Source organism: Agrobacterium tumefaciens str. B6, from assembly GCF_001541315.1.
Taxonomy (GTDB): domain Bacteria; phylum Pseudomonadota; class Alphaproteobacteria; order Rhizobiales; family Rhizobiaceae; genus Agrobacterium; species Agrobacterium radiobacter.
The window spans coordinates 230436-248687 of record NZ_LMVK01000012.1; the positions used below are offsets into that span (position 1 = coordinate 230436).

The 18252-nt window shown below is 60.2% G+C and carries 19 protein-coding genes; 4 read left to right on the forward strand and 15 right to left on the reverse strand.

Translation table 11 applies throughout. The features are described from left to right. Positions 1–10: 10 nt before the first annotated feature. The 3 genes from ASB65_RS11280 to ASB65_RS11290 all read right to left on the reverse strand — a co-directional run bounded on the left by ASB65_RS11280 (position 11) and on the right by ASB65_RS11290 (position 1326). On the reverse strand, positions 11–268 hold the full coding sequence (locus ASB65_RS11280; protein ID WP_003501987.1) for a hypothetical protein: 258 nt from the start codon (positions 266–268) through the stop codon (positions 11–13). A gap of 105 nt (positions 269–373) precedes the next feature. Continuing rightward, complete coding sequence (locus ASB65_RS11285; RefSeq protein WP_060724008.1) at positions 374–811, reverse strand: TIGR02301 family protein; 438 nt, start codon at positions 809–811, stop codon at positions 374–376. A 98-nt stretch (positions 812–909) separates the two neighbouring features. Then, positions 910–1326 carry an NUDIX hydrolase gene (locus ASB65_RS11290; protein WP_060724009.1) on the reverse strand — a complete coding sequence of 139 codons (417 nt, stop codon included), beginning with the start codon at positions 1324–1326 and terminating at the stop codon, positions 910–912. Between the two features lie 129 nt (positions 1327–1455). Here ASB65_RS11290 and ASB65_RS11295 point away from each other — a divergent pair, with 129 nt between their 5' ends. After that, positions 1456–1779 carry a YnfA family protein gene (locus tag ASB65_RS11295; RefSeq protein ID WP_031234137.1) on the forward strand — a complete coding sequence of 108 codons (324 nt, stop codon included), beginning with the start codon at positions 1456–1458 and terminating at the stop codon, positions 1777–1779. 9 nt (positions 1780–1788) lie between these two features. Next, positions 1789–2550 (forward strand): SOS response-associated peptidase, encoded by a 762-nt coding sequence (locus tag ASB65_RS11300; protein ID WP_060724010.1) that lies wholly within the window; start codon positions 1789–1791, stop codon positions 2548–2550. Positions 2551–2633: 83 nt separating this feature from the next. Here the strand turns inward: ASB65_RS11300 and ASB65_RS11305 are convergent, their stop codons facing one another. The 6 genes from ASB65_RS11305 to ASB65_RS11325 form a co-directional block, all read right to left on the reverse strand. Beyond that, complete coding sequence (locus tag ASB65_RS11305) at positions 2634–3926, reverse strand: response regulator (RefSeq protein ID WP_003501996.1); 1293 nt, start codon at positions 3924–3926, stop codon at positions 2634–2636. Between the two features lie 388 nt (positions 3927–4314). Next, complete coding sequence (locus ASB65_RS29090) at positions 4315–4446, reverse strand: hypothetical protein (protein WP_003496883.1); 132 nt, start codon at positions 4444–4446, stop codon at positions 4315–4317. Between the two features lie 172 nt (positions 4447–4618). Next, positions 4619–5488, reverse strand: coding sequence for a CDP-diacylglycerol--serine O-phosphatidyltransferase (gene pssA / locus ASB65_RS11310; RefSeq protein ID WP_060724191.1), 870 nt, complete (start codon positions 5486–5488; stop codon positions 4619–4621). Between the two features lie 22 nt (positions 5489–5510). Further along, complete coding sequence (locus ASB65_RS11315; protein WP_060724011.1) at positions 5511–6209, reverse strand: phosphatidylserine decarboxylase; 699 nt, start codon at positions 6207–6209, stop codon at positions 5511–5513. Positions 6210–6372: 163 nt separating this feature from the next. Continuing rightward, positions 6373–8259, reverse strand: coding sequence for an ABCB family ABC transporter ATP-binding protein/permease (locus ASB65_RS11320; RefSeq protein ID WP_060724012.1), 1887 nt, complete (start codon positions 8257–8259; stop codon positions 6373–6375). A 110-nt stretch (positions 8260–8369) separates the two neighbouring features. Continuing rightward, a complete protein-coding gene (locus ASB65_RS11325) occupies positions 8370–10376 on the reverse strand; it encodes a LysM peptidoglycan-binding domain-containing protein (RefSeq protein WP_060724013.1) in 2007 nt (668 codons plus the stop codon). A gap of 156 nt (positions 10377–10532) precedes the next feature. Here ASB65_RS11325 and ASB65_RS11330 point away from each other — a divergent pair, with 156 nt between their 5' ends. Together ASB65_RS11330 and ASB65_RS11335 are read left to right on the forward strand one after the other, a co-directional pair. Further along, positions 10533–11153, forward strand: coding sequence for a TIGR00730 family Rossman fold protein (locus ASB65_RS11330; RefSeq protein ID WP_003502006.1), 621 nt, complete (start codon positions 10533–10535; stop codon positions 11151–11153). A 189-nt stretch (positions 11154–11342) separates the two neighbouring features. Next, a complete protein-coding gene (locus ASB65_RS11335) occupies positions 11343–13103 on the forward strand; it encodes a peptidoglycan D,D-transpeptidase FtsI family protein (RefSeq protein WP_060724014.1) in 1761 nt (586 codons plus the stop codon). 70 nt (positions 13104–13173) lie between these two features. On the opposite strand, the gene rarD is transcribed toward ASB65_RS11335, so the two are convergent. From rarD to cysS, 6 genes are all read right to left on the reverse strand, one after another. Beyond that, positions 13174–14082 carry an EamA family transporter RarD gene (gene rarD / locus ASB65_RS11340; protein WP_003502010.1) on the reverse strand — a complete coding sequence of 303 codons (909 nt, stop codon included), beginning with the start codon at positions 14080–14082 and terminating at the stop codon, positions 13174–13176. Positions 14083–14298: 216 nt separating this feature from the next. Further along, the gene (pip, locus tag ASB65_RS11345; protein WP_003502012.1) at positions 14299–15255 is read right to left on the reverse strand and encodes a prolyl aminopeptidase; all 957 of its coding nucleotides are present in this window, start codon (positions 15253–15255) and stop codon (positions 14299–14301) included. Between the two features lie 3 nt (positions 15256–15258). Continuing rightward, a complete protein-coding gene (locus ASB65_RS11350; protein WP_003502014.1) occupies positions 15259–15717 on the reverse strand; it encodes a GFA family protein in 459 nt (152 codons plus the stop codon). Then, entirely contained in the window at positions 15717–16190 is a 474-nt protein-coding gene (locus ASB65_RS11355) for a GFA family protein (RefSeq protein ID WP_060724015.1), read from the reverse strand. The genes ASB65_RS11350 and ASB65_RS11355 overlap by 1 nt, the downstream gene beginning before the upstream one ends. Then, positions 16187–16495: an endonuclease domain-containing protein gene (locus ASB65_RS11360; RefSeq protein ID WP_060724016.1), complete on the reverse strand. Its 309-nt coding sequence runs from the start codon at positions 16493–16495 to the stop codon at positions 16187–16189. Before ASB65_RS11360 ends, ASB65_RS11355 begins: the two co-directional genes overlap by 4 nt. Positions 16496–16806: 311 nt before the next feature. Next, positions 16807–18192, reverse strand: a complete 1386-nt coding sequence (cysS, locus tag ASB65_RS11365; protein WP_060724017.1) for a cysteine--tRNA ligase — start codon at positions 18190–18192, stop codon at positions 16807–16809. Between the last annotated feature and the right edge of the window lie 60 nt (positions 18193–18252).

The window sequence follows — 18252 nt, forward strand, 5'->3', positions numbered from 1 at the left end:
GACCCCGGCTTTACTGTATTACCCGCTGCGGCGAAAATTCGCCCTGAAGCATGCGCTGGCGCAGCGATTCCAGCATTGCTTCAGCGCCGGCCTCGCCATGGATACGGATGGTTTCGCGCATGGCCAGAGCGATGGCGGCATCGGCGATGATCTCCGGCTCGATGCCGTCGGCCATGCCGTCAGCCCATGCCTCGTTCTGGTGTTCCAGAGCGACCTGCATCTTTTCATGCACGATCATATCGTCGATTTCGTTACGGCTTGTCTGCATTTTTCATCCTCGACAGGGCGGGCAAGTCCTTACCACCCTGTTAACAACACTAGCAGCCTTTTATCAAAACGGCACGGGCTGCGGCGAAAAGAGGTTAACAATCCTCTAATTTCCGAACCTGGACGCGATTTCCTGCGCGAGTGTTGCCCCTTCGTTACGGTAGTTCTCTTCTGCCATGATGGCGGCGCGTGTGCAACTGGTGTGGATGGCCGCAAAGGAGCGGTATCCACGGTTGAATGCAGCCGTCATGCGCTGACGTCGTTCAGGTTCGTTGGCCGTGTCCGCAGCCAGAAGATCGCTCATCGACCTGCGCCAGTCCTCCGGTCCGGAAGAGGGGCACAGGGTTCTCAGATATTGCACCGCGCCCAGTATTTCCGACAGCCGTGCCAGCTTGTCGTCATAAGGAGCGGGCTTGGGCGGTATCGCTTCCGCCGGACGTGCCTCGGAAGCCGGTTTTGAAGGCTGCGCAAAAGCGATGCCTTCTTGCCCTGATATGGCAAGCATGGTCAGAAAAAGAGACAGGAAGATGGTTGGCCGTATCAAAATTCTATTCTGCCCCACACATACTCGTGAACTGTTGGCTCGTGACCATCCGGCGGGCGGATCAGTCCTAGATAATAGCGATTCTGGCTGACTGGCAATCATGCAAGCAGGCGCTCGGCGCATTCGACCACACTTTCGGGCGCAGGCAGAAGGCGGATTTCCGCCAATGTGTACCACCCGGCATCCGCCGCATCGTCGCCCACAGTCACGACGGGATCGGCATCCGTCTCCACGGTGAAGACGGAGAGGAAATAATGGCTCGTCAGCACGCCTTCAGCGTCGCGGGAGGGAAGATCATAGGTCGCGAAAAGCTGCGGCCTTCGCGCCACGATACCGGTTTCCTCGTGCAATTCGCGCAGCGCCGTCTCGGCTGCCGTTTCGCCGTCTTCGCCGCGCCCGCCCGGAAAGGCGAACATGTCCTTCGAGGGCGGGTTGATACGGCGCACGAGAAGCAGCCGGTCTCCGTTCCTGACGATGGCGGAGGAGGCAGCGCGGGGCTTGATACGAAGGGTCATGAATGGTTTCGCTTGTTTCGGCCGTCTGCGGCCTGTCTATAGTGTCGTGGTCCGGAAAATCGATTCCGGTTTCCGAAGTGAGCGTTATAGTCCGGAACTGTCGCGATTGTGCATGCTAAAGACGGTGGAATGAAGGTCTATCTTATCTATGTCCTGGCGGCTCTTGCCGAAATCGCCGGCTGTTTTTCCTTCTGGGCCTGGCTGAAACTCGGCAAGACCGGGTGGATATTGCTGCCGGGCATGCTGGCGCTTGCCGCTTTCGCCTGGCTTCTGACACTGGTTCCGACAGAGGCGGCGGGCAGGGCTTACGCCGCCTATGGCGGGATTTACATCGCTGCGTCGCTTTTCTGGCTCTGGGGCGTGGAAGGGCATGCGCCGGACAAATGGGATATTGCCGGCGGCGCTGTCTGCCTTGCCGGCACCGCCATCATCCTGTTCGGACCAAGGGGTTGAGGAAAAAGCATGTGTGGACGTTTCGTGCTGAAGGCGACACCCGAGGAGATCGCCGACTATCTCGATCTGATCGGCCTTGAGGATTTTCCCGCCCGTTTCAACATCGCACCGACGCAGCCCATATTGATCGTGATGGAGGGGGAGCGGCAGGAGCGCGGCAGCAACCTGCCCAATCGCCGCGCCGTGCTGGGCCGCTGGGGTTTCATGCCGGGCTGGGTAAAGGACCCGAAGGATTTTCCGCTGCTCACCAACGCCCGTTCGGAACCCGCCATCGGCAAGGCCTCCTTCCGCGCCGCCATGCGCCATCGCCGCGTGCTGGTGCCCGCAACCGGCTTTTACGAATGGCGACGCCCGCCGAAGGAGGAGGGCGGCAAACCGCAACCCTATTTCATTCGCCCGAAAAGTGGCGGCATAGTCGCTTTCGCCGGCCTCATGGAAACCTGGTCTTCCGCCGACGGTTCGGAGGTCGATCCCGGTGCGATCCTCACCACCGCCGCCAATGCCGCGATCGGCCGTATTCACGACCGCATGCCTGTTGTCATTGCGCCCGAGGATTTCAGCCGCTGGCTGGATTGCAAGACCCAGGAACCGCGCGAGATCGTCGACCTGATGCGGCCGGTTCAGGATGATTTCTTCGAGATGATCCCGGTATCGGACAAGGTCAACAAGGTCGCCAATGTCGGTGCCGATCTCATCGAGCCGGTGCCGGAAAGCGCGCCGCTGGCGAAGATCAAACCGGCGAAGGATGACGGGCAGATGTCGCTGTTTTGAGATGCTTTCCGAGGAAGTTGAGGTCAGCCGTCGTTACGCGGCACGCGCTCGGTCCCACACAAGACTATCTTGTTCAGAAAAGCTCAGCTGTTCCGGCCGATCTTCTGCAGGCCTTCCTGGATCATGATGTCGGAATAGACGCGGTTGCGGCCATTTGCCTTGGCGAGATAGAGCAGCTGGTCCGCCGCATTCAGCTGGTTGTCGAAGGGTTCGCCCTTTTCGATCTCCACGACGCCGAGCGAAATCGTCAGGGCGAGGCTGCTGCCGCTCAGCTGCCGGCCATTCTTTTCCACCTGCCCACGCAGCTCTTCGCAGAACTGATAGGCGGCTCGCGCATCCAGCCCACGTAGGAACACGGCAAACTCCTCGCCGCCGAGGCGGGCGGGAATATGGCGTTGTTCATCGCACATGTCATGCAGCAGTTCGGCCAGCTTTTTCAACGCCCTGTCGCCGGCATCGTGCCCCAGCGTGTCGTTGATCTTCTTGAAATGGTCGATGTCGAGAATGGCGACTGCGCCGCTCTCGTCATTGCCGTTGATGACATCCATCAGCGCCCGCGTGCGCTCGAAGAAGGAGCGGCGATTGGGCAGACCGGTGAGGTGGTCTCGTTCGGCCAGCTCGCGCAGGCGTTTAAGCTGCTTCAGCGTCTCGATATTGTTATCGATGCGGCACTGCAATTCTTCCGGCACGAAAGGGCGGTAGACGAAATCCGAGGCGCCCGCCTTCAGGAAGCTTGCCGAAAGCAACCGGTCGGTGGAGGACGATATGCCGATCACCCGCAAATCTTCGGATGAGCGGCTGTCGCGGATGCGGCGCGTCAGCTCATAACCGTCCATGTCGGGCATATGGTAGTCGGTGATGACAAGCTGGATCGTCGGGTCCTGCGACAGTATTTCCAGCGCCTGCTTGCCCGAATGGGCCTCGCTGACCCTGAAATTCTGCCGTTCCAGAATTTCCACGAGACCGGAACGGGCGGTGCGAACATCATCGACCACCAGGACGGAAAAAAGCTTGTTGCTCAAAATCCGCTGGACCGTTCTGACCACCGCATCGACGGTGCGATGGCCGTCCTTGACGATGTAGTCGATGATCTTCTTTTCGGCGTAGCGCTTGCGCGCCTCGTCATCCACCGTGGCGGTGAAAACGATCGCCGGCACCTTACGCTCGGATAAAAGTGCGAGAATCTCGCCCTTCGGTGCATCGGGCAGATTGAGACCCGTCAGCGCCAGCGTGAAACTATGGGCTTGCATGAGGGCATCGGCCGCGGCCATGCTGTCGCAATGAACAACCTCGGCTTCCGTTTCTTCCGAAAGCCGCGTCTTCAGCAGCATGGAAAGAGCAACGGAATCTTCAATCAGAAGGATTTTATCCTGCATGGCCGTCCCAAGCCCCCCTGGCCTGTCTTCACAATCTTCCCCCAACGCCGAATATTCGTCATCCGCATTTCTGCGAATTCGAAAATTGGCTTATTCATTGTTGTGGAAAAAAATGCGGAATAGAAAAGTTCTTTTGTATTCACTAATCTATACGTCGCTGTTCGTATAGCCTTCTTGTGGAAGGCGAGATTTTTACTACATTTTCGTTTCAGCTTCGTTACAGAAGGCTGCCAATTTTGCAAATGATTGACGATCCGCAGTTTCGCGGAACGCCATATACAAAAACGGCGCCCGGAAAAGGCGCCGCATGCTTGTTGATCTTCCGTCCGCAACTCTCCGTTTTCCGGGTAGTCCGCAAAAACCGGGAAAATCAAAAAAGCGAATATTTTCAGGCGGTTTTGGCAGCGGGCTTACGCTTCAGCATCAGGGCTGCGGCCGCAACGGCCTTCAGTCCGAGCGGGCGGTAGTGGCTGTTGAGGTCGGGCTTCGCCTGCGGCTGTGCCTTCGTCTCGTTCGTCATTTCTCTCTCTCCACAATTCACGCCAATCGCCGTTGCGATGCGTGTGAGCCACTTCTTTCGCGGCTAATCTTGACGGATTCGAGGCGAAAAAAACGAAGCCGGCTTTTCAGGCTGCGACATTTTGCGTCACACCCTGCGCCGGCTTGTAGCGAGAAAAAATAAACCTGCGGTTTTAAATGCCGCGATCGAGGCCGTTGCCGCCGTTCGCGTCGTCATGCGCGTCTTCCTCGATTGTCAGCGTGCCGTAGCGGCGGTGCCAGAGGCGGGCGCTGATGGGAATGAAGACGAGATAGGCGGCGACGGTCAGAACCAGAACTTCCCAGGTGAAGCTCATCAGCATCGCCACATAGAGCACGACGACGAGGATCATCGGCAGCACCAGATCGCGGCGGATGCGGCTGGTGCCCGATTTTCCCGACCAGACCGGCAGGCGGCTGATGAGGAGATAACCGATCAGGACCGTATAGGCGGCAGCGACATAGGCGAAAGGCTTATCCGGCTCGACGCCGAGGAAGCCGAGATAGACAGGCAGAAGCACCAGCATGGCGCCCATCGGGGCCGGCACGCCCACGAAAAATTCATTCTGCCATGGCGCCTTTACCGGCCGCTCGATCATGACGTTGAAACGCGCCAGACGCAGGCCGGCGGCGATGACATAGATGAGTGCGGCGATCCAGCCGATGGAACGCGCCTGATCTAGAAGGTAGGCATAGACCACGAGGGCAGGGGCGACACCGAAATTGACGATATCGGCCAGAGAATCCATCTGCTCGCCGAATTTCGACGTCGCTTTCATCATGCGGGCGATACGCCCGTCTATGCCGTCGAGAAAGGCTGCCAGCAGCACCATGCCGACGGCCAGCTCGAAGCGGCCCTCAATGGCGAGACGCACGCCGCTCAGGCCCGCACAGATGGCCAGAACGGGGATGAGATTGGGAACGACGAGGCGGAAGGGAATTTCCCTCAGCCGCGGTCCACGGCCGCTGTCGCTGCGGCCCTCGGGTTTGCCGTTCTGTTGCGGCTCGGCGATCGGCGTTTCCATGCGCATGCCCTTCCTGTTTCCGTCAGCCGCGGCGGCTGACGACCGGACCCTTGGCCGAGCCGAATTCGGCAAGCACGGTTTCACCGGCAATCGCCGTCTGGCCGACCGATACACGCGGCTCGAAACCTGCGGGAAGGAAGATATCGAGACGCGAACCGAAACGGATAAGACCGAAACGCTCACCGGCATCAACCGGTTCATTCGGCTTTACCCAGCAGACGATGCGGCGTGCAACCATGCCGGCGATCTGCACCACGCCGACCTTGCCATGCGCGGTTTCGATGACGAGGCCGTTGCGCTCGTTGTCTTCCGAGGCCTTGTCCACTTCCGCATTGAGGAAGAGGCCGGGACGGTAGGCGACATTGACGATGCGGCCGCGTACCGGCGCGCGATTCACATGGCAGTTGAACACGTTCATGAACACCGAGATGCGCACCAGCGGCTCCTTGCCGAGTTCCAGCTCCAGCGGCGGAACGACGCTCTGCACGGCGGAAACCTTGCCGTCGGCCGGGCTGATGATGAGGTCGTCATCCTGCGGCGTGACGCGCTCGGGGTCGCGGAAGAAATAGGCGCACCAGGCCGTCAGGACGAGGCCGACCCAGAACAGCGGTTCGGCGATCCAGCCGAGCACCAGCGATGCGACGAAGAAGGCCGCCACGAAGACATAACCTTCCTTGTGGATCGGTACGATGGTGTTGCGAATGGTGTCGAACAGATTCATGAGATTCCTTGCTCCGGTTTTCGTCTGCCGCGTCTATATGTGGTCGTGATACGACACGCTCCACACGGCAATGCGACAAATTTTGCCTAGCTGGTTACAGCCAAACGCCCCGCGCGGCAATGGCGGGGTTCGTCCGTTGGCCCAGTTACCCCGGGTATAGCCATCAATGGGCGGGTTCGCCGCGGTCGATGACACCCAGATCGTCGGTTTCGCGAACATGACGCAGCATTTCTTCCGCCCGGATCGCCTCGCGCTGGCGGCTCCACATCGAGGCATAGAGACCGTTCTGCGTCATCAGCGAGCTGTGGGTGCCGCGTTCGGCAATCAGCCCTTCCTTCAGCACGATGATCTCATCCGCGCCGATGACGGTGGAAAGCCGGTGGGCGATAACCAGCGTCGTGCGGTTCTTCGAGACGATATCGAGCGCGCTCTGGATTTCCTGTTCGGTGTGGGTGTCGAGCGCCGAGGTAGCCTCGTCGAGAATGAGGATCGGCGGGGCTTTAAGGATCGTGCGGGCAATCGCCACGCGCTGCTTTTCACCGCCGGAAAGCTTCAGGCCCCGTTCACCTACCATGGTCGCGTAACCCTCCGGCAGCTTGCCGATGAAGGCGCTGATCTGCGCCGCATCCGCCGCCGCCCTCAGTTCCTCGTCGGTTGCCGAGGGGCGACCGTAGCGGATGTTATAGGCAAGCGTGTCGTTGAAGAGCACGGTATCCTGCGGCACCATGCCGATCACCGAGCGCAGGCTCTTCTGCGTCACGTCGCGAATGTCCTGTCCGTCGACGGTGACGGAGCCCTCCTGAATATCGTAGAAGCGATAGAGCAGCCGCGAGATCGTCGATTTTCCCGCACCTGAAGGCCCGACGATCGCCACCGTCTTGCCCGCCGGCACGTCGAAGGAAACGCCCTTCAGGATCGGTCTTTCGGGGTCATAGGCGAAATGCACGTCGCGGAAGGAGATGGCACCTGGGCCAGCCACGAGCGGTTCTGCATCCGGCCTGTCGGTCACTTCGGCTTCCACCTCCAGAAGGTCGAACATCTGCTCGATATCGGTCAGGCCCTGTCGGATTTCGCGATAGACGAAACCGATGAAGTTGAGCGGCACCGAAAGCTGCAGCAGAAGCGCGTTGACGAAGACGAAATCGCCGATGGTCTGTTCGCCGCGCTGCACGGCAAGCGCCGACATCACCATCATAACGGTCGAGCCGATGCCGAAGATCACGCCCTGACCGAAGTTCAGCCAGCCGAGCGACGTCCAGATCGAGATCGCCGACTTCTCATAGCGCTCCATGGCGACATCGAAACGTCGCGCCTCCATCTCCTCATTGCCGAAATATTTGACCGTCTCGAAATTCAGGAGCGAGTCGATCGCCTTGGTGTTGGCGTCGGTGTCGCTGTCATTCATGGCGCGGCGAATGCCGATACGCCAGTTGCTGGCCCGCACGGTGAACCAGATATAGGCCCAGACGGTGATGACCGTGACCAGCACATAGGAAAAACCGTAGGAAGCCCAGAAGATGATCGCCGTCAGCAGGAATTCGATGAAGGTCGGCGCTGTGTTGAGGATGGTGAAACGGACAATGGTTTCAATGCCCTTGGTGCCACGCTCGATAACCCGCGAAAGCCCGCCGGTCTTACGCTCCAGATGGAAACGCAGCGAAAGCCGGTGCATGTGCACGAAGGTTCTGTAGGCGAGCTGGCGCACCGCATGCTGGCCGACGCTCGCAAAGAGGGAATCGCGCAGCTGGTTGAGCCCGACCTGGATCAGCCGCGTCAGATTATAGGCGATAACAAGCGCGACGGCGCCGAGCAGGAAGGCCGGGACCAGTCCCGCCATATCGAGCTTGCCATTCAGCGCATCCGTTGCCCATTTGAAGAAATAGGGAACCGCGATCAGCACCAGTTTGGCGACGATGAGGAATACGGTCGCCCAGACCACCCGCATCTTCAGGTCCCACCGACCCTCCGGCCACATATAGGGCCAGAGATTGATCAGCGTCTGGGTCGGATTGCTGGAATCCGCCGAAATTGTTTTTTTGGTCGTGGCCATCATTCTCTCCGGTCACTGCCGGAAGCCGACAGCAGGACGGCGGCTCTGGTCAAGCCGCCGCGCGTGTCACAGATAGGGTCGTCACGGGTTCACCGCAACGCTTCAAATGCTCAGGAACCGCTCTTCAGCCGCTTGCGGTGAAGTTCCTCCGCATTCGGCAGGGCTTCCTTTGGCACGCCGAAAATCTGGCCGGGCTCGATCAGGTCGGGGTTTTTGATCTGGTCCTCGTTGGCGAGATAGATGGTCGTATAACGCACGCCCTGTCCGTACGCGCGGCGCGAAATCTGCCACAGCGTATCGCCGCGGCGGATGATGACGCTGTTCTGGCTTTCGGCCAGCGGCGCCTGCTCGAAGGTCTGCGGGCCAGCAGGGGCCTGCGGTGCCGGTGCGGGCGGCGCGGTGATGTGCAGTTCGGAGAGCCGGCTTGCGAGCGAAGCGATGCCCTTGCCGATTGCCGCCACGTCGTTCGGCCATGCCTCGACCGATGTCAGCAGCTGACGCGCCTTGGCGGGGATATCGCCCGCAAAGGCGGTGAAGGCGGGCTCGGTCGCGGCCGCTGTACGGAATTCCGAAAGCGATTTCAGGCCGATGACGACGGCGGGGCGGCCGGCAATGGCCTGGTCGAGCGCCGGCGTCGCCTGATCCCTGTAGAGATTGGAGAGAATGCCGAAGGCCTTGGCGACATCGGCGCGCAGCTTTTCGAAAGCGGCGCGGTCGCTTGCCGTGCTCTGGTTTTCAGCCGGTGCCGCGGTCGTGGTCGCCGAAGATGAGGTGGATGGCGCCTGCATGGCGACGGTTGCCTGATCGGTCTGCGGCCGCTCGAAGGGAACGCGCACGCGCACTTTCGCGGTGCCGTCGGCATTCAGTTCCTCGACGGTGATGATATGGCTGCCGACGGCAAGATCGACATCGCCTTCGATGACAAAATGACCGGAGGCTTCCGTCGTGATCTTGCCGATTTCCGTGTCGTCGACAAGCGCGCGCACCGTCGAACCGGTGGGCGCGGAACCCGCGACGAAAATCTTCGATCCTTCGAACTCGACGGCAGTGACCTGAACGCTCGACGTTAGCGGAGCCGCGGCGGACGGAGCTGTAGTACCGGCGAGCGGCGCGGCGGCGGGGTTGGCGCTGGTCTCAGATGTGGCCGCAGGCTGTTGCGATGGTGCGGCCTGCGGCTGAAGCGCCGGAGGTGCTGCCTCCGGCATGGCCAGCACGCGGCTCGCCTTGCCAGGCTTGGCAACCATGGCCAGAAGCTCGCCCGCCTTGCCATCAGGCACGGAAACGGTCGCCACTTCCTCGGACTGCGTCGCCTTGCCATTGGCGTCGGTTGAACGCAGCACGAGCTCGTGATCGCCCGGGGGCAGGGGATTGTCGAAAACGGCGGCGAAATCGCCGGTGCCGTCAATGGTCGTCTGGGCGACCACCTTGCCGTTGCTGAGGATTTCGAGCTTTGCGCCGGGCTGCGCCTTGCCGGCGATTACGGCCGAACCATCGGGCTCGACGCGCAGCACGTCGAAAGTCGGCGCGCCGGAAGAAGACTGTGCCGTATCGGCTGGTGCTGCGGCCGGCTTTGCCGGTTCGGGCGCACCATCGTCGGTGCCGGCGAAGACGCCCGCCAGACGACGCACCTGTGCCGCCGCCGCCGCAGCATTGTCAGGCAGGCCGCGCAGGAACGCCGTGGTGCGTTCGGCCGCAGTGCGGGCCGTGGTGATGAGCCGCGACGTCGTTTCATCCAGCGACTCGGGAATTTCGATATTCGTCAGTTCCTTGAGCGAGGTCTCGACCTTCTTGCGCGCCGCCGCGAAATCGGCGTCGGAGGGAACCTTGCTATCGGCGAAAAGAGTGGTCAGATCCTTGATCGACTGGGTTGCGGAAGCCGCCAGACGTCCCACCTTATCGGCGATGTTGGCCGTCTCCTCGGCCGCATCGGAGAGGATGTCGCCCGCCTTGTCACTGCCCATTTCAACGCTGTTCTTCACGGCGTTGCCGGCCTCGTTGATGGCGTCGCCGATCGGTTTGCCGTCATTGGAAATCCGCGGCAGGACGAAAAAGATCATGAGCAGGGACGCAATGCCCAGCACGATCAGCGCCAGCAAACCGGCTTTATTGTTTTTCATCCTGGAATCTCCGGGTATTTCAAGCTTTTCACACGAGTTGAGATTGCTAGCGTCTTACCTTGCGACAGACAAGCGGCGAGTGGCCAAAAGGCCATATTTGCAAGGGATTTCCCAAATTTTCTTGACGTGCCGCATCGCACATAGTTCCTTCCCTTCATGACGGACAAAAATACACCGATTCGATCCATCTGCGTTTATTGCGGCTCCCAGCCCGGACGTGATCCGGCCCATATGGAAGCAGGCCGCGCGCTTGGGAAATCCATTGCCGAAAACGGCATTCGCCTCGTTTATGGCGGCGGCACCAAGGGCATCATGGGCGCGGTTGCCAGCGGCGTTCTTTCCAATGGCGGCGAAGTAACCGGCATCATACCGGAATTTCTGGTCGATATGGAGGCAACGCGCCATTCTCTCGGACAATTGAACGAGCTTGTCATCACCAAGGACATGCATGAGCGCAAACATATGATGTTTGAGCGCTCGGATGCCTTCGTGACGCTGCCGGGCGGTGTCGGCACCCTGGAAGAGATCGTCGAGATCATGACCTGGGCGCAGCTTGGCCGTCACGCCAAGCCGATGGTTTTCGCCAATATCAACGGTTTCTGGAACCCGATGCTGGAGCTGGTGCAGCACATGCGCGACCAGGGCTTCATCCACCGCGCCCACCTTCTCAACCCGCTCGTTATCGACGAGGTGAAGGATATCGTGCCCGCTATCATCGACCGGGCGCTGGCGCAGCAGAACCCGGAAGGCGATCCCTCGGTGATTTCCCGCCTCTAGGCGTGACGATTGTTAACGGCCCCTTGGGGGTTCGTTACAATTTTAAATGTATATTAATACAGATTTAACGGCGGCATCGGTCCGCCCGCTCTTTCCATGGCCCCGCGAATGATCTTGTGCCAGCCTCAATAGGGCGTTGGTTGTCGCGGAATTCGTTTTCGCCGCCATGAGGGTGGGTGTCATCAGGAAATGATTGCTTTTGTGGTGCGGCTCAAAAGCCGGGCGCATTTCATTATCAGGAGAAGTCCCGGAGAGGGCAGTGAGGCGATCCTCGGCTCCGCCGCCCGCCGCAGGGGCGATGCGCGAATGAGGCTCGGCATCCTGATTGCCGCCTTTGTCGTCATCTATGGCGTTGTCGCCGCGCGTCTCGTCCAATATGGACTTGCCGAACCGGTGGCGACCGTATGGATCAACACCGGCGTCAATGCCGTCGCTTCCCGGCCGGATATTGTCGATCGCAACGGCATGCTTTTGGCGACGGATCTCAATATGGTCTCGCTTTATGCGGATCCGCGCAGGATCGTCGATCCAGACGAGGTGGTGGAAAAACTCGCAACCGTTATTCCCAACATCGACTGGCGTGAAACGCACCGCAGATTGCGTTCGGATACCGGCTTCCAATGGCTGCGACGTCAGCTGACGCCCCGGCAGCAGGCGGATATTCTCAATCTCGGCATACCGGGCATTGGTTTCCGGCCGGAAAAGCGACGGTTTTATCCGGGTGGCCCCACCGCTTCACATATTATCGGCCACGTCAATGTCGACAATCAGGGGCTTGCCGGCATGGAGCGTTACCTCGACCAGCAGGGGCTTGCCGATCTGCGCGCGGTCGGTCTTGCCAGCGGCGCGCCGCTGGAGCCGGTGCGGCTCTCCATCGATCTCAGGGTACAGAACATCGTCCGCGAAGTGGTCGTGAAGGCGAAAAGCGCCTATCAGGCCGAAGCCGCCGGTTCGGTGATCCTCGATGTGGAGACGGGCGAAGTGCTGGCCATGGCCTCCGTGCCGGATTACGATCCGAACGAACCTTCCCGCACCCTTGCCGATGGCAGCATCGACAGGGAGTATGAAAAGGGCTGGTTCAACCGCATGAGCAACGCCACCTTCGAGATGGGCTCCACCTTCAAGAGCTTCACGCTGGCCATGGGGCTGGATGCGGGGGCGATCACACTCAATTCGGTGGTCGATGCGTCGCGGCCGATCCGCATGGGCGGCTTCACCATCAAGGATTTCAAGGGCCGGAACCGGCCGCTCTCCATTCCGGAGGTGTTTCAATATTCATCGAATATTGGCACAGCAGCGGTGGCCGACAAGGTCGGTGTCGAAGGACATCAGCAGTTCCTGACGAAACTCGGGCTTCTTACCAGAATGGACACGGAAATGCCCGGTGTGGCCACGCCCCCCCAGCCGAGAACATGGAAGAAGATCAATTCCGTCACCATCTCCTTCGGCCATGGCGTCGCCACCACCCCGTTGCAGACGGCGGTGGCCGCAGCAGCCCTCATCAATGGCGGAAGCCTGATTTCGCCGACCTTCCTGCCGCGTTCGAAAGAGGCTGCGGTATCGCTGGCGAGCACCGTCATCAAAGACAAGACCAGTGCGGATATGCGTTACCTGTTCAACTGGAACGGCATCAAGGGCTCCGGCCGTGGCGCGCAGGTGGAGGGATTTCACGTGGGCGGCAAGACCGGAACCGCCGACAAGGTGATCAATGGGCGTTACGCCAAGGATGTCAATTTCAACGCCTTCGTGGCCGGTTTTCCCATGCACAGGCCGAAATATGTCGTGCTGACGATGATCGATGCTCCGAGGACCGGCGTGAACGGCGGGCGCACGGCGGCCTCGACAGCAGCCCCAATGACCCGCGAAATCATCGCCCAGACGGCAGGCCTTCTCGGCGTCAAGCCGCGTTTCGGTTATGACGCGACACCGCAATTGCTGGTGGACTATTAACTTCCACTTCGCTCATTCCTGTGACGAACACGGGGAATGAGGAAGGATAGAAATCCCGACGCCGTAGGCCCTATCGCTTGAGCCGCAGCAGGCTTGAGCCTGTATAGATCGCCAGCGCGACCCAGATCATCGCAAAGGCCGCCATCCGCACCATGTCGAAGGGTTCCTTGAAGACGAAGATGGCGATGAGGAAGATCATCGTCGGCGCGATATATTGCATGATGCCGATGGTCGACAGCCGCAGCAGTTTTGCGCCATTGCCATAGAGGATGAGCGGCACGGCGGTGATGACGCCGCTGGCTGCCAGAAGCCAGGTGTCGGCCGCATTGCCACCCATGAAATGCGCCTGTCCGCTGAACCCCAGCCAGGCCATGACCAGCACGGCAGGGATGGACAGCAGCATGACTTCAAGCAGGAAGCCCTGCGTTGCGCCGATGGGCAGCGTCTTGCGGAAGAAGGCGTAAAAACCCCAGGACACGGTGAGCGCAATGGAAACCCACGGCAGGCTGCCCGCATGCCAGGTGAGGATCGCGACTGCGAGCGCCACCAGAACGATGGCGGCGATCTGCGCCGGATAGAGTTTTTCCTTCAGAAGCACTGCCCCGAGGAAGATGCTGAACAGCGGATTGATGAAATAACCCAAAGCCGCATCGAGCGCGCGACCCGCACCGATCGCCCAGATATAGACACCCCAGTTGATGCTGATCAGAGCGGCCGTAAGGCTCGCCATGGCAAGCATTTTCGGGTTTTTCAGCGCCGCCCTGATTTCCGTCGTCCGCCCGATCGCTATGAGTACGGCAGCGGCGATCGGCACCGACCAGACGACGCGGTGAACGATGACCTCGATCGGCGAAATATGCGCAACCGCCTTCATGTAGAAGGGAAGGAACCCCCACAGCAGATATGCGGAAAGCGCGAAAGCAAAACCGCGCGCGCTATCGCCGCCCTCTTGGGCCGGGAGCGTTTTATCGAGTGCCATGGGAGTACCGCCAATTATTAGGGATGGCCCTTCATACCGGATCGGCGTGGTGCGAGCCAATTCATTTCCGTGAAGCGTCCATGAGAAAAACTGCATGAATAAAAGGCGGTTTGCCCTTGAAACGGGCTGCTGTCGTAACCTGCCGGATGATAGCCGCTGGAAAGCCCGCGTGAATCATTCTCTCATCCGGCCGGCCCAAGGCTCTGAAAGGACTGGCTATTTCCCTGCAAAACGGTCGGTTGCGCGGATCAGCTGGTCAAGGATGCCGGGCTCGCTCATCGAGTGTCCGGCCGCCTCGATGATATGGAAATCCGCCTTCGGCCAGGCCTTGGCAAGCTGCCAGGCATATTTCAGCGGGCAGGGCATGTCGTAACGGCCATGCACGATGACACCCGGAATATCCCTGAGCTTGCCGGCATTGCGCAGCAATTGCTCTTCCTCCAGCCAGCAGCCGTTGACGAAGAAGTGGTTCTCGATGCGTGCGAAAGCGATGGCATATTTGTCCTCGCCGAAATCCTCGACCCGTTCCGGATCGGTGACCAGCGAGATGGTCGCGCCTTCCCACTGGCTCCATGCCCTGGCGCATTCCAGCTTCTTGGTTTCGTCTGCGCCGGTGAGATAACGATTATAGGCCTGCATCATCGCACCGCGTTCCGTTTCAGGGATTGGCGCGATGAAGTTTTCCCAGCGATCAGGGTACATTTCGGATACGCCGAACTGATAATACCAGTCCAGCTCCGGCTTGGTGACGGTGTAGATGCCGCGCAGAACCAGTTCGCTGACGCGGTCGGCATGGGTTTCGGCGTAAGCGAGCGCCAGCGTCGAGCCCCAGGAACCGCCGAAAACCAGCCATTTTTCAAAGCCGCACAGTGCGCGCAGTTTTTCCATGTCGGCGACCAGATGCCAGGTGGTGTTGGCTTCCAGTTCCGCATGCGGCGTGGAACGGCCGCAGCCGCGCTGATCGAACAGGATGACGTCGTAAAGTGCCGGATCAAAAACCCGGCGATGCGTCGGGTTCACCCCACCACCCGGACCGCCATGCAGGAAAACCGCCGGCTTTGCACCGCGTGTGCCCACCCTTTCCCAATAGATCGTGTGGCCGTCGCCGACATCGAGCATGCCGGTCTCGAAAGGTTCGATCTCGGGGTAAAAGCCGCACAATTCTTCGGTCATGTCTTAGTTTCCTTCGGGTGGCCATTTGGCCGTGTCGTGATCCGGATGCTGATAGGAGGTGATCTCCGCCTCGTCGACGCCCTGTTCCACTGCCGGCTTGCCGAAGAGCTGTTCGATCCACGGCATGCGCTTGTGGAAATTGACCTGCACCTGCGGTTCGATGCGCTCCGGCTCGTCAAAAGCGCCAATGGCGATCTCCACGCCGCCGGGATAATGATAGGTCAGCGGCGTGCCGCACTTGTTGCAGAAACCGCGATGGATTTTTGCCGAGGAGCGGAAGAGGGATGGCTGGCCGCGCGTCCAGGTCAGGTGCGCCTGATCGGCACTGACCAGCGCGCCGAAGAAATTGCCGAAATGTTTCTGGCACATGCGGCAATGGCAGATGGAAGCGCGGCCGAGCTTGCCCGCATGGAAACGCACGGCGCCGCACTGACAGCCGCCGGAAAATCCCGCTTCGCTCATTATTTGTTCTCCGGTGGCCAGTTTTCTGTGTCGTGGTCGGGGTGCTGATAGGAAACGAGATCGGCGAGATAGTCCACCTGCGTCAGGTCGTCCTCGGTGGCAACGGCAGGCAGCGTGTGAAGGCTGTCGACGAAATCGATCTTGCGTTCCACGCCCCACTGAATGGTCGGCGGCAGCGCGGCGGGATCATCGAAGGCCCCGGCCGCCACCGCCACACCGTCAGGCGCCTCATAGGTGAGCGGCGTACCGCATTCGGAGCAGAAACCGCGCTTGACGACACTGGAGGACTGGAAGCGTTTCGGCTCTCCCCGGGTCCATTCAAATTCCACGCCGCGCACCGAAACCAGCGGCGCGTAATAGGCACCAAAGGCCTTCTGGCACATGCGGCAATGGCATATGGAACTGTCTTTCAGCTCCCCGCTGGCGCGAAAACGGATCGCGCCGCACTGGCATCCGCCGGTATATGTCGTCATGGCCGGTCCTCCTTCACCGTTCGGATAATGCGGAGACAGACATTGTCGATGTCCTTCAGAATATCCTCGTTCCAGAAACGGAGGATTGTCCAGCCAAGTTCCTCAAACGTCCGTGTTCTCTGCTGGTCATAGGCCGCCGCAGCGTCTTCCGCATGTTGAAACCCATCTAACTCGACGATGATCTTATGCGACGGGCAAGCGAAATCAACGATATATCCGGAGACTGGCAGCTGGCGTCTGAAAGACAGGCCGTCAAGGCGGTGAGCGCGGACAGCGTTCCAGAACTTCAGTTCGGCGTCGGTCATAGTCTTTCGCATCTGCCGGGCATGCGACCGATGTTGAGGATTGACCTTGGCGTGGGGCACGGGAATGCTCGCAGCTTGATGGGGTGCCGCGAGATTGGAGTATGGTGTGGGCGAAAGCAAGGGCGTACCGTGGCGCTTAACCCCCCTCTGCCCTGCCGGGCATCTCCCCCTCAAGGGTGGAGATCAGCTAGAAGCACTACCGTTGCTCCACTCTCAAGCTTTGAGATGGGCGAGACCTCGCAGCAGGTCGATCTCCCCCTTGAGGGGGAGATGCCCGGCAGGGCAGAGGGGGGTAGCCTCGAACGCGGAGCCTACCGCTTCAACTCCCACGTCGTCGTCCGTTCCCCGGTCTCCTTGTCCTTGCCATCCTTCAGCTGAATGCCCTTCTCGGAAAGCTCGTCACGCAAACGATCGGCCTCCGCAAAGTTCTTCGCCTTCAGCATTTCCAGACGCAGCTCAACCAGCGCATCGACGGCGGAAACGATGGCCTCGTCCATTTCCGTCTTCTTCGGCAGGACACCGAGCAGGGCAGCACTCGCCGCAAAGGCGGGCAGCCTGGATGGATCGGTATTGGCGGCATGCGCCAGCGCATGCAGGGCCTGAACGGCGGCAACCGTGTTGAGATCGTCGGCGAGCGCCTCGAGCACGGTTTCGTCCGGGGCGGCATCTGAGGCTTCCGCCGCCGGCCACTTGGCGAGCAGGCGTTCAGCCTCTTCCAGACGCTTCACCGAAAAATCGATCGGCTCGCGATAATGCGTCATCAGCATGGCAAGGCGCAGAACCTCGCCCGGCCATTGCCGACCGCCGAATTTGTCCGTGTGCAGCAATTCGTAGATCGTCACGAAGTTACCCTCGGACTTCGACATCTTGCGGCCTTCCACCTGCACGAAGCCGTTATGCATCCACACATTGGCCATGACATGCGTGCCGTTGGCGCAGCGCGATTGCGCGATTTCGTTCTCATGATGCGGGAAGATGAGGTCGAGCCCGCCGCCGTGAATATCGAAAACTTCACCGAGATAGCGACCGGCCATGGCCGAGCATTCGATGTGCCAGCCCGGACGACCGCGACCCCAGGGGCTTTCCCAGCCCGGTTCATTATCCGAGGACAGTTTCCACAGCACGAAATCGCCGGGGGTCTTCTTGTGGGCTTCCACCGCCACGCGCGCGCCCGCCTGCTGTTCGTCCAGCGGCCGTTTGGAAAGCTGGCCGTAATCCGCCATCGACCGGGTATCGAACAGCACCTCGCCGCCTGCCGTATAGGCATGGCCGCGGGCGATCAGCTTCTCGATGAGGTCGATCATCTCGGCTATATAGTCGGTGGCGCGCGGCTCGACGGTCGGCGGAAGGCAACCGAGCGTGGCCACATCCTCATGGAACTGGTCGGCGGTCTTTTTCGTCACCGCATGGATGGCGTCGTTCAGCGGCAGATGCGGATAATCCCGCAGCGCCCGCGCGTTGATCTTGTCATCGAGATCGGTGATGTTGCGGGCATAGGTCACATGGTCTTCGCCAAAGACGTGGCGCAGCAGCCGGTAGAGAACATCGAACACGATGACCGGGCGGGCATTGCCGATATGGGCAAAATCATAGACGGTCGGACCGCAGACATACATGCGCACATTGTCAGCGTCGATCGGCGCAAATTCCGCTTTTTCGCGTGTGAGTGTATTGTGAAATTTCAGGCGCAAGGACATGCGGCAGTTCCCTAGAGGCAGAATATTATCCTGGCCGGAACGTTTATCTTTCTTGACCTT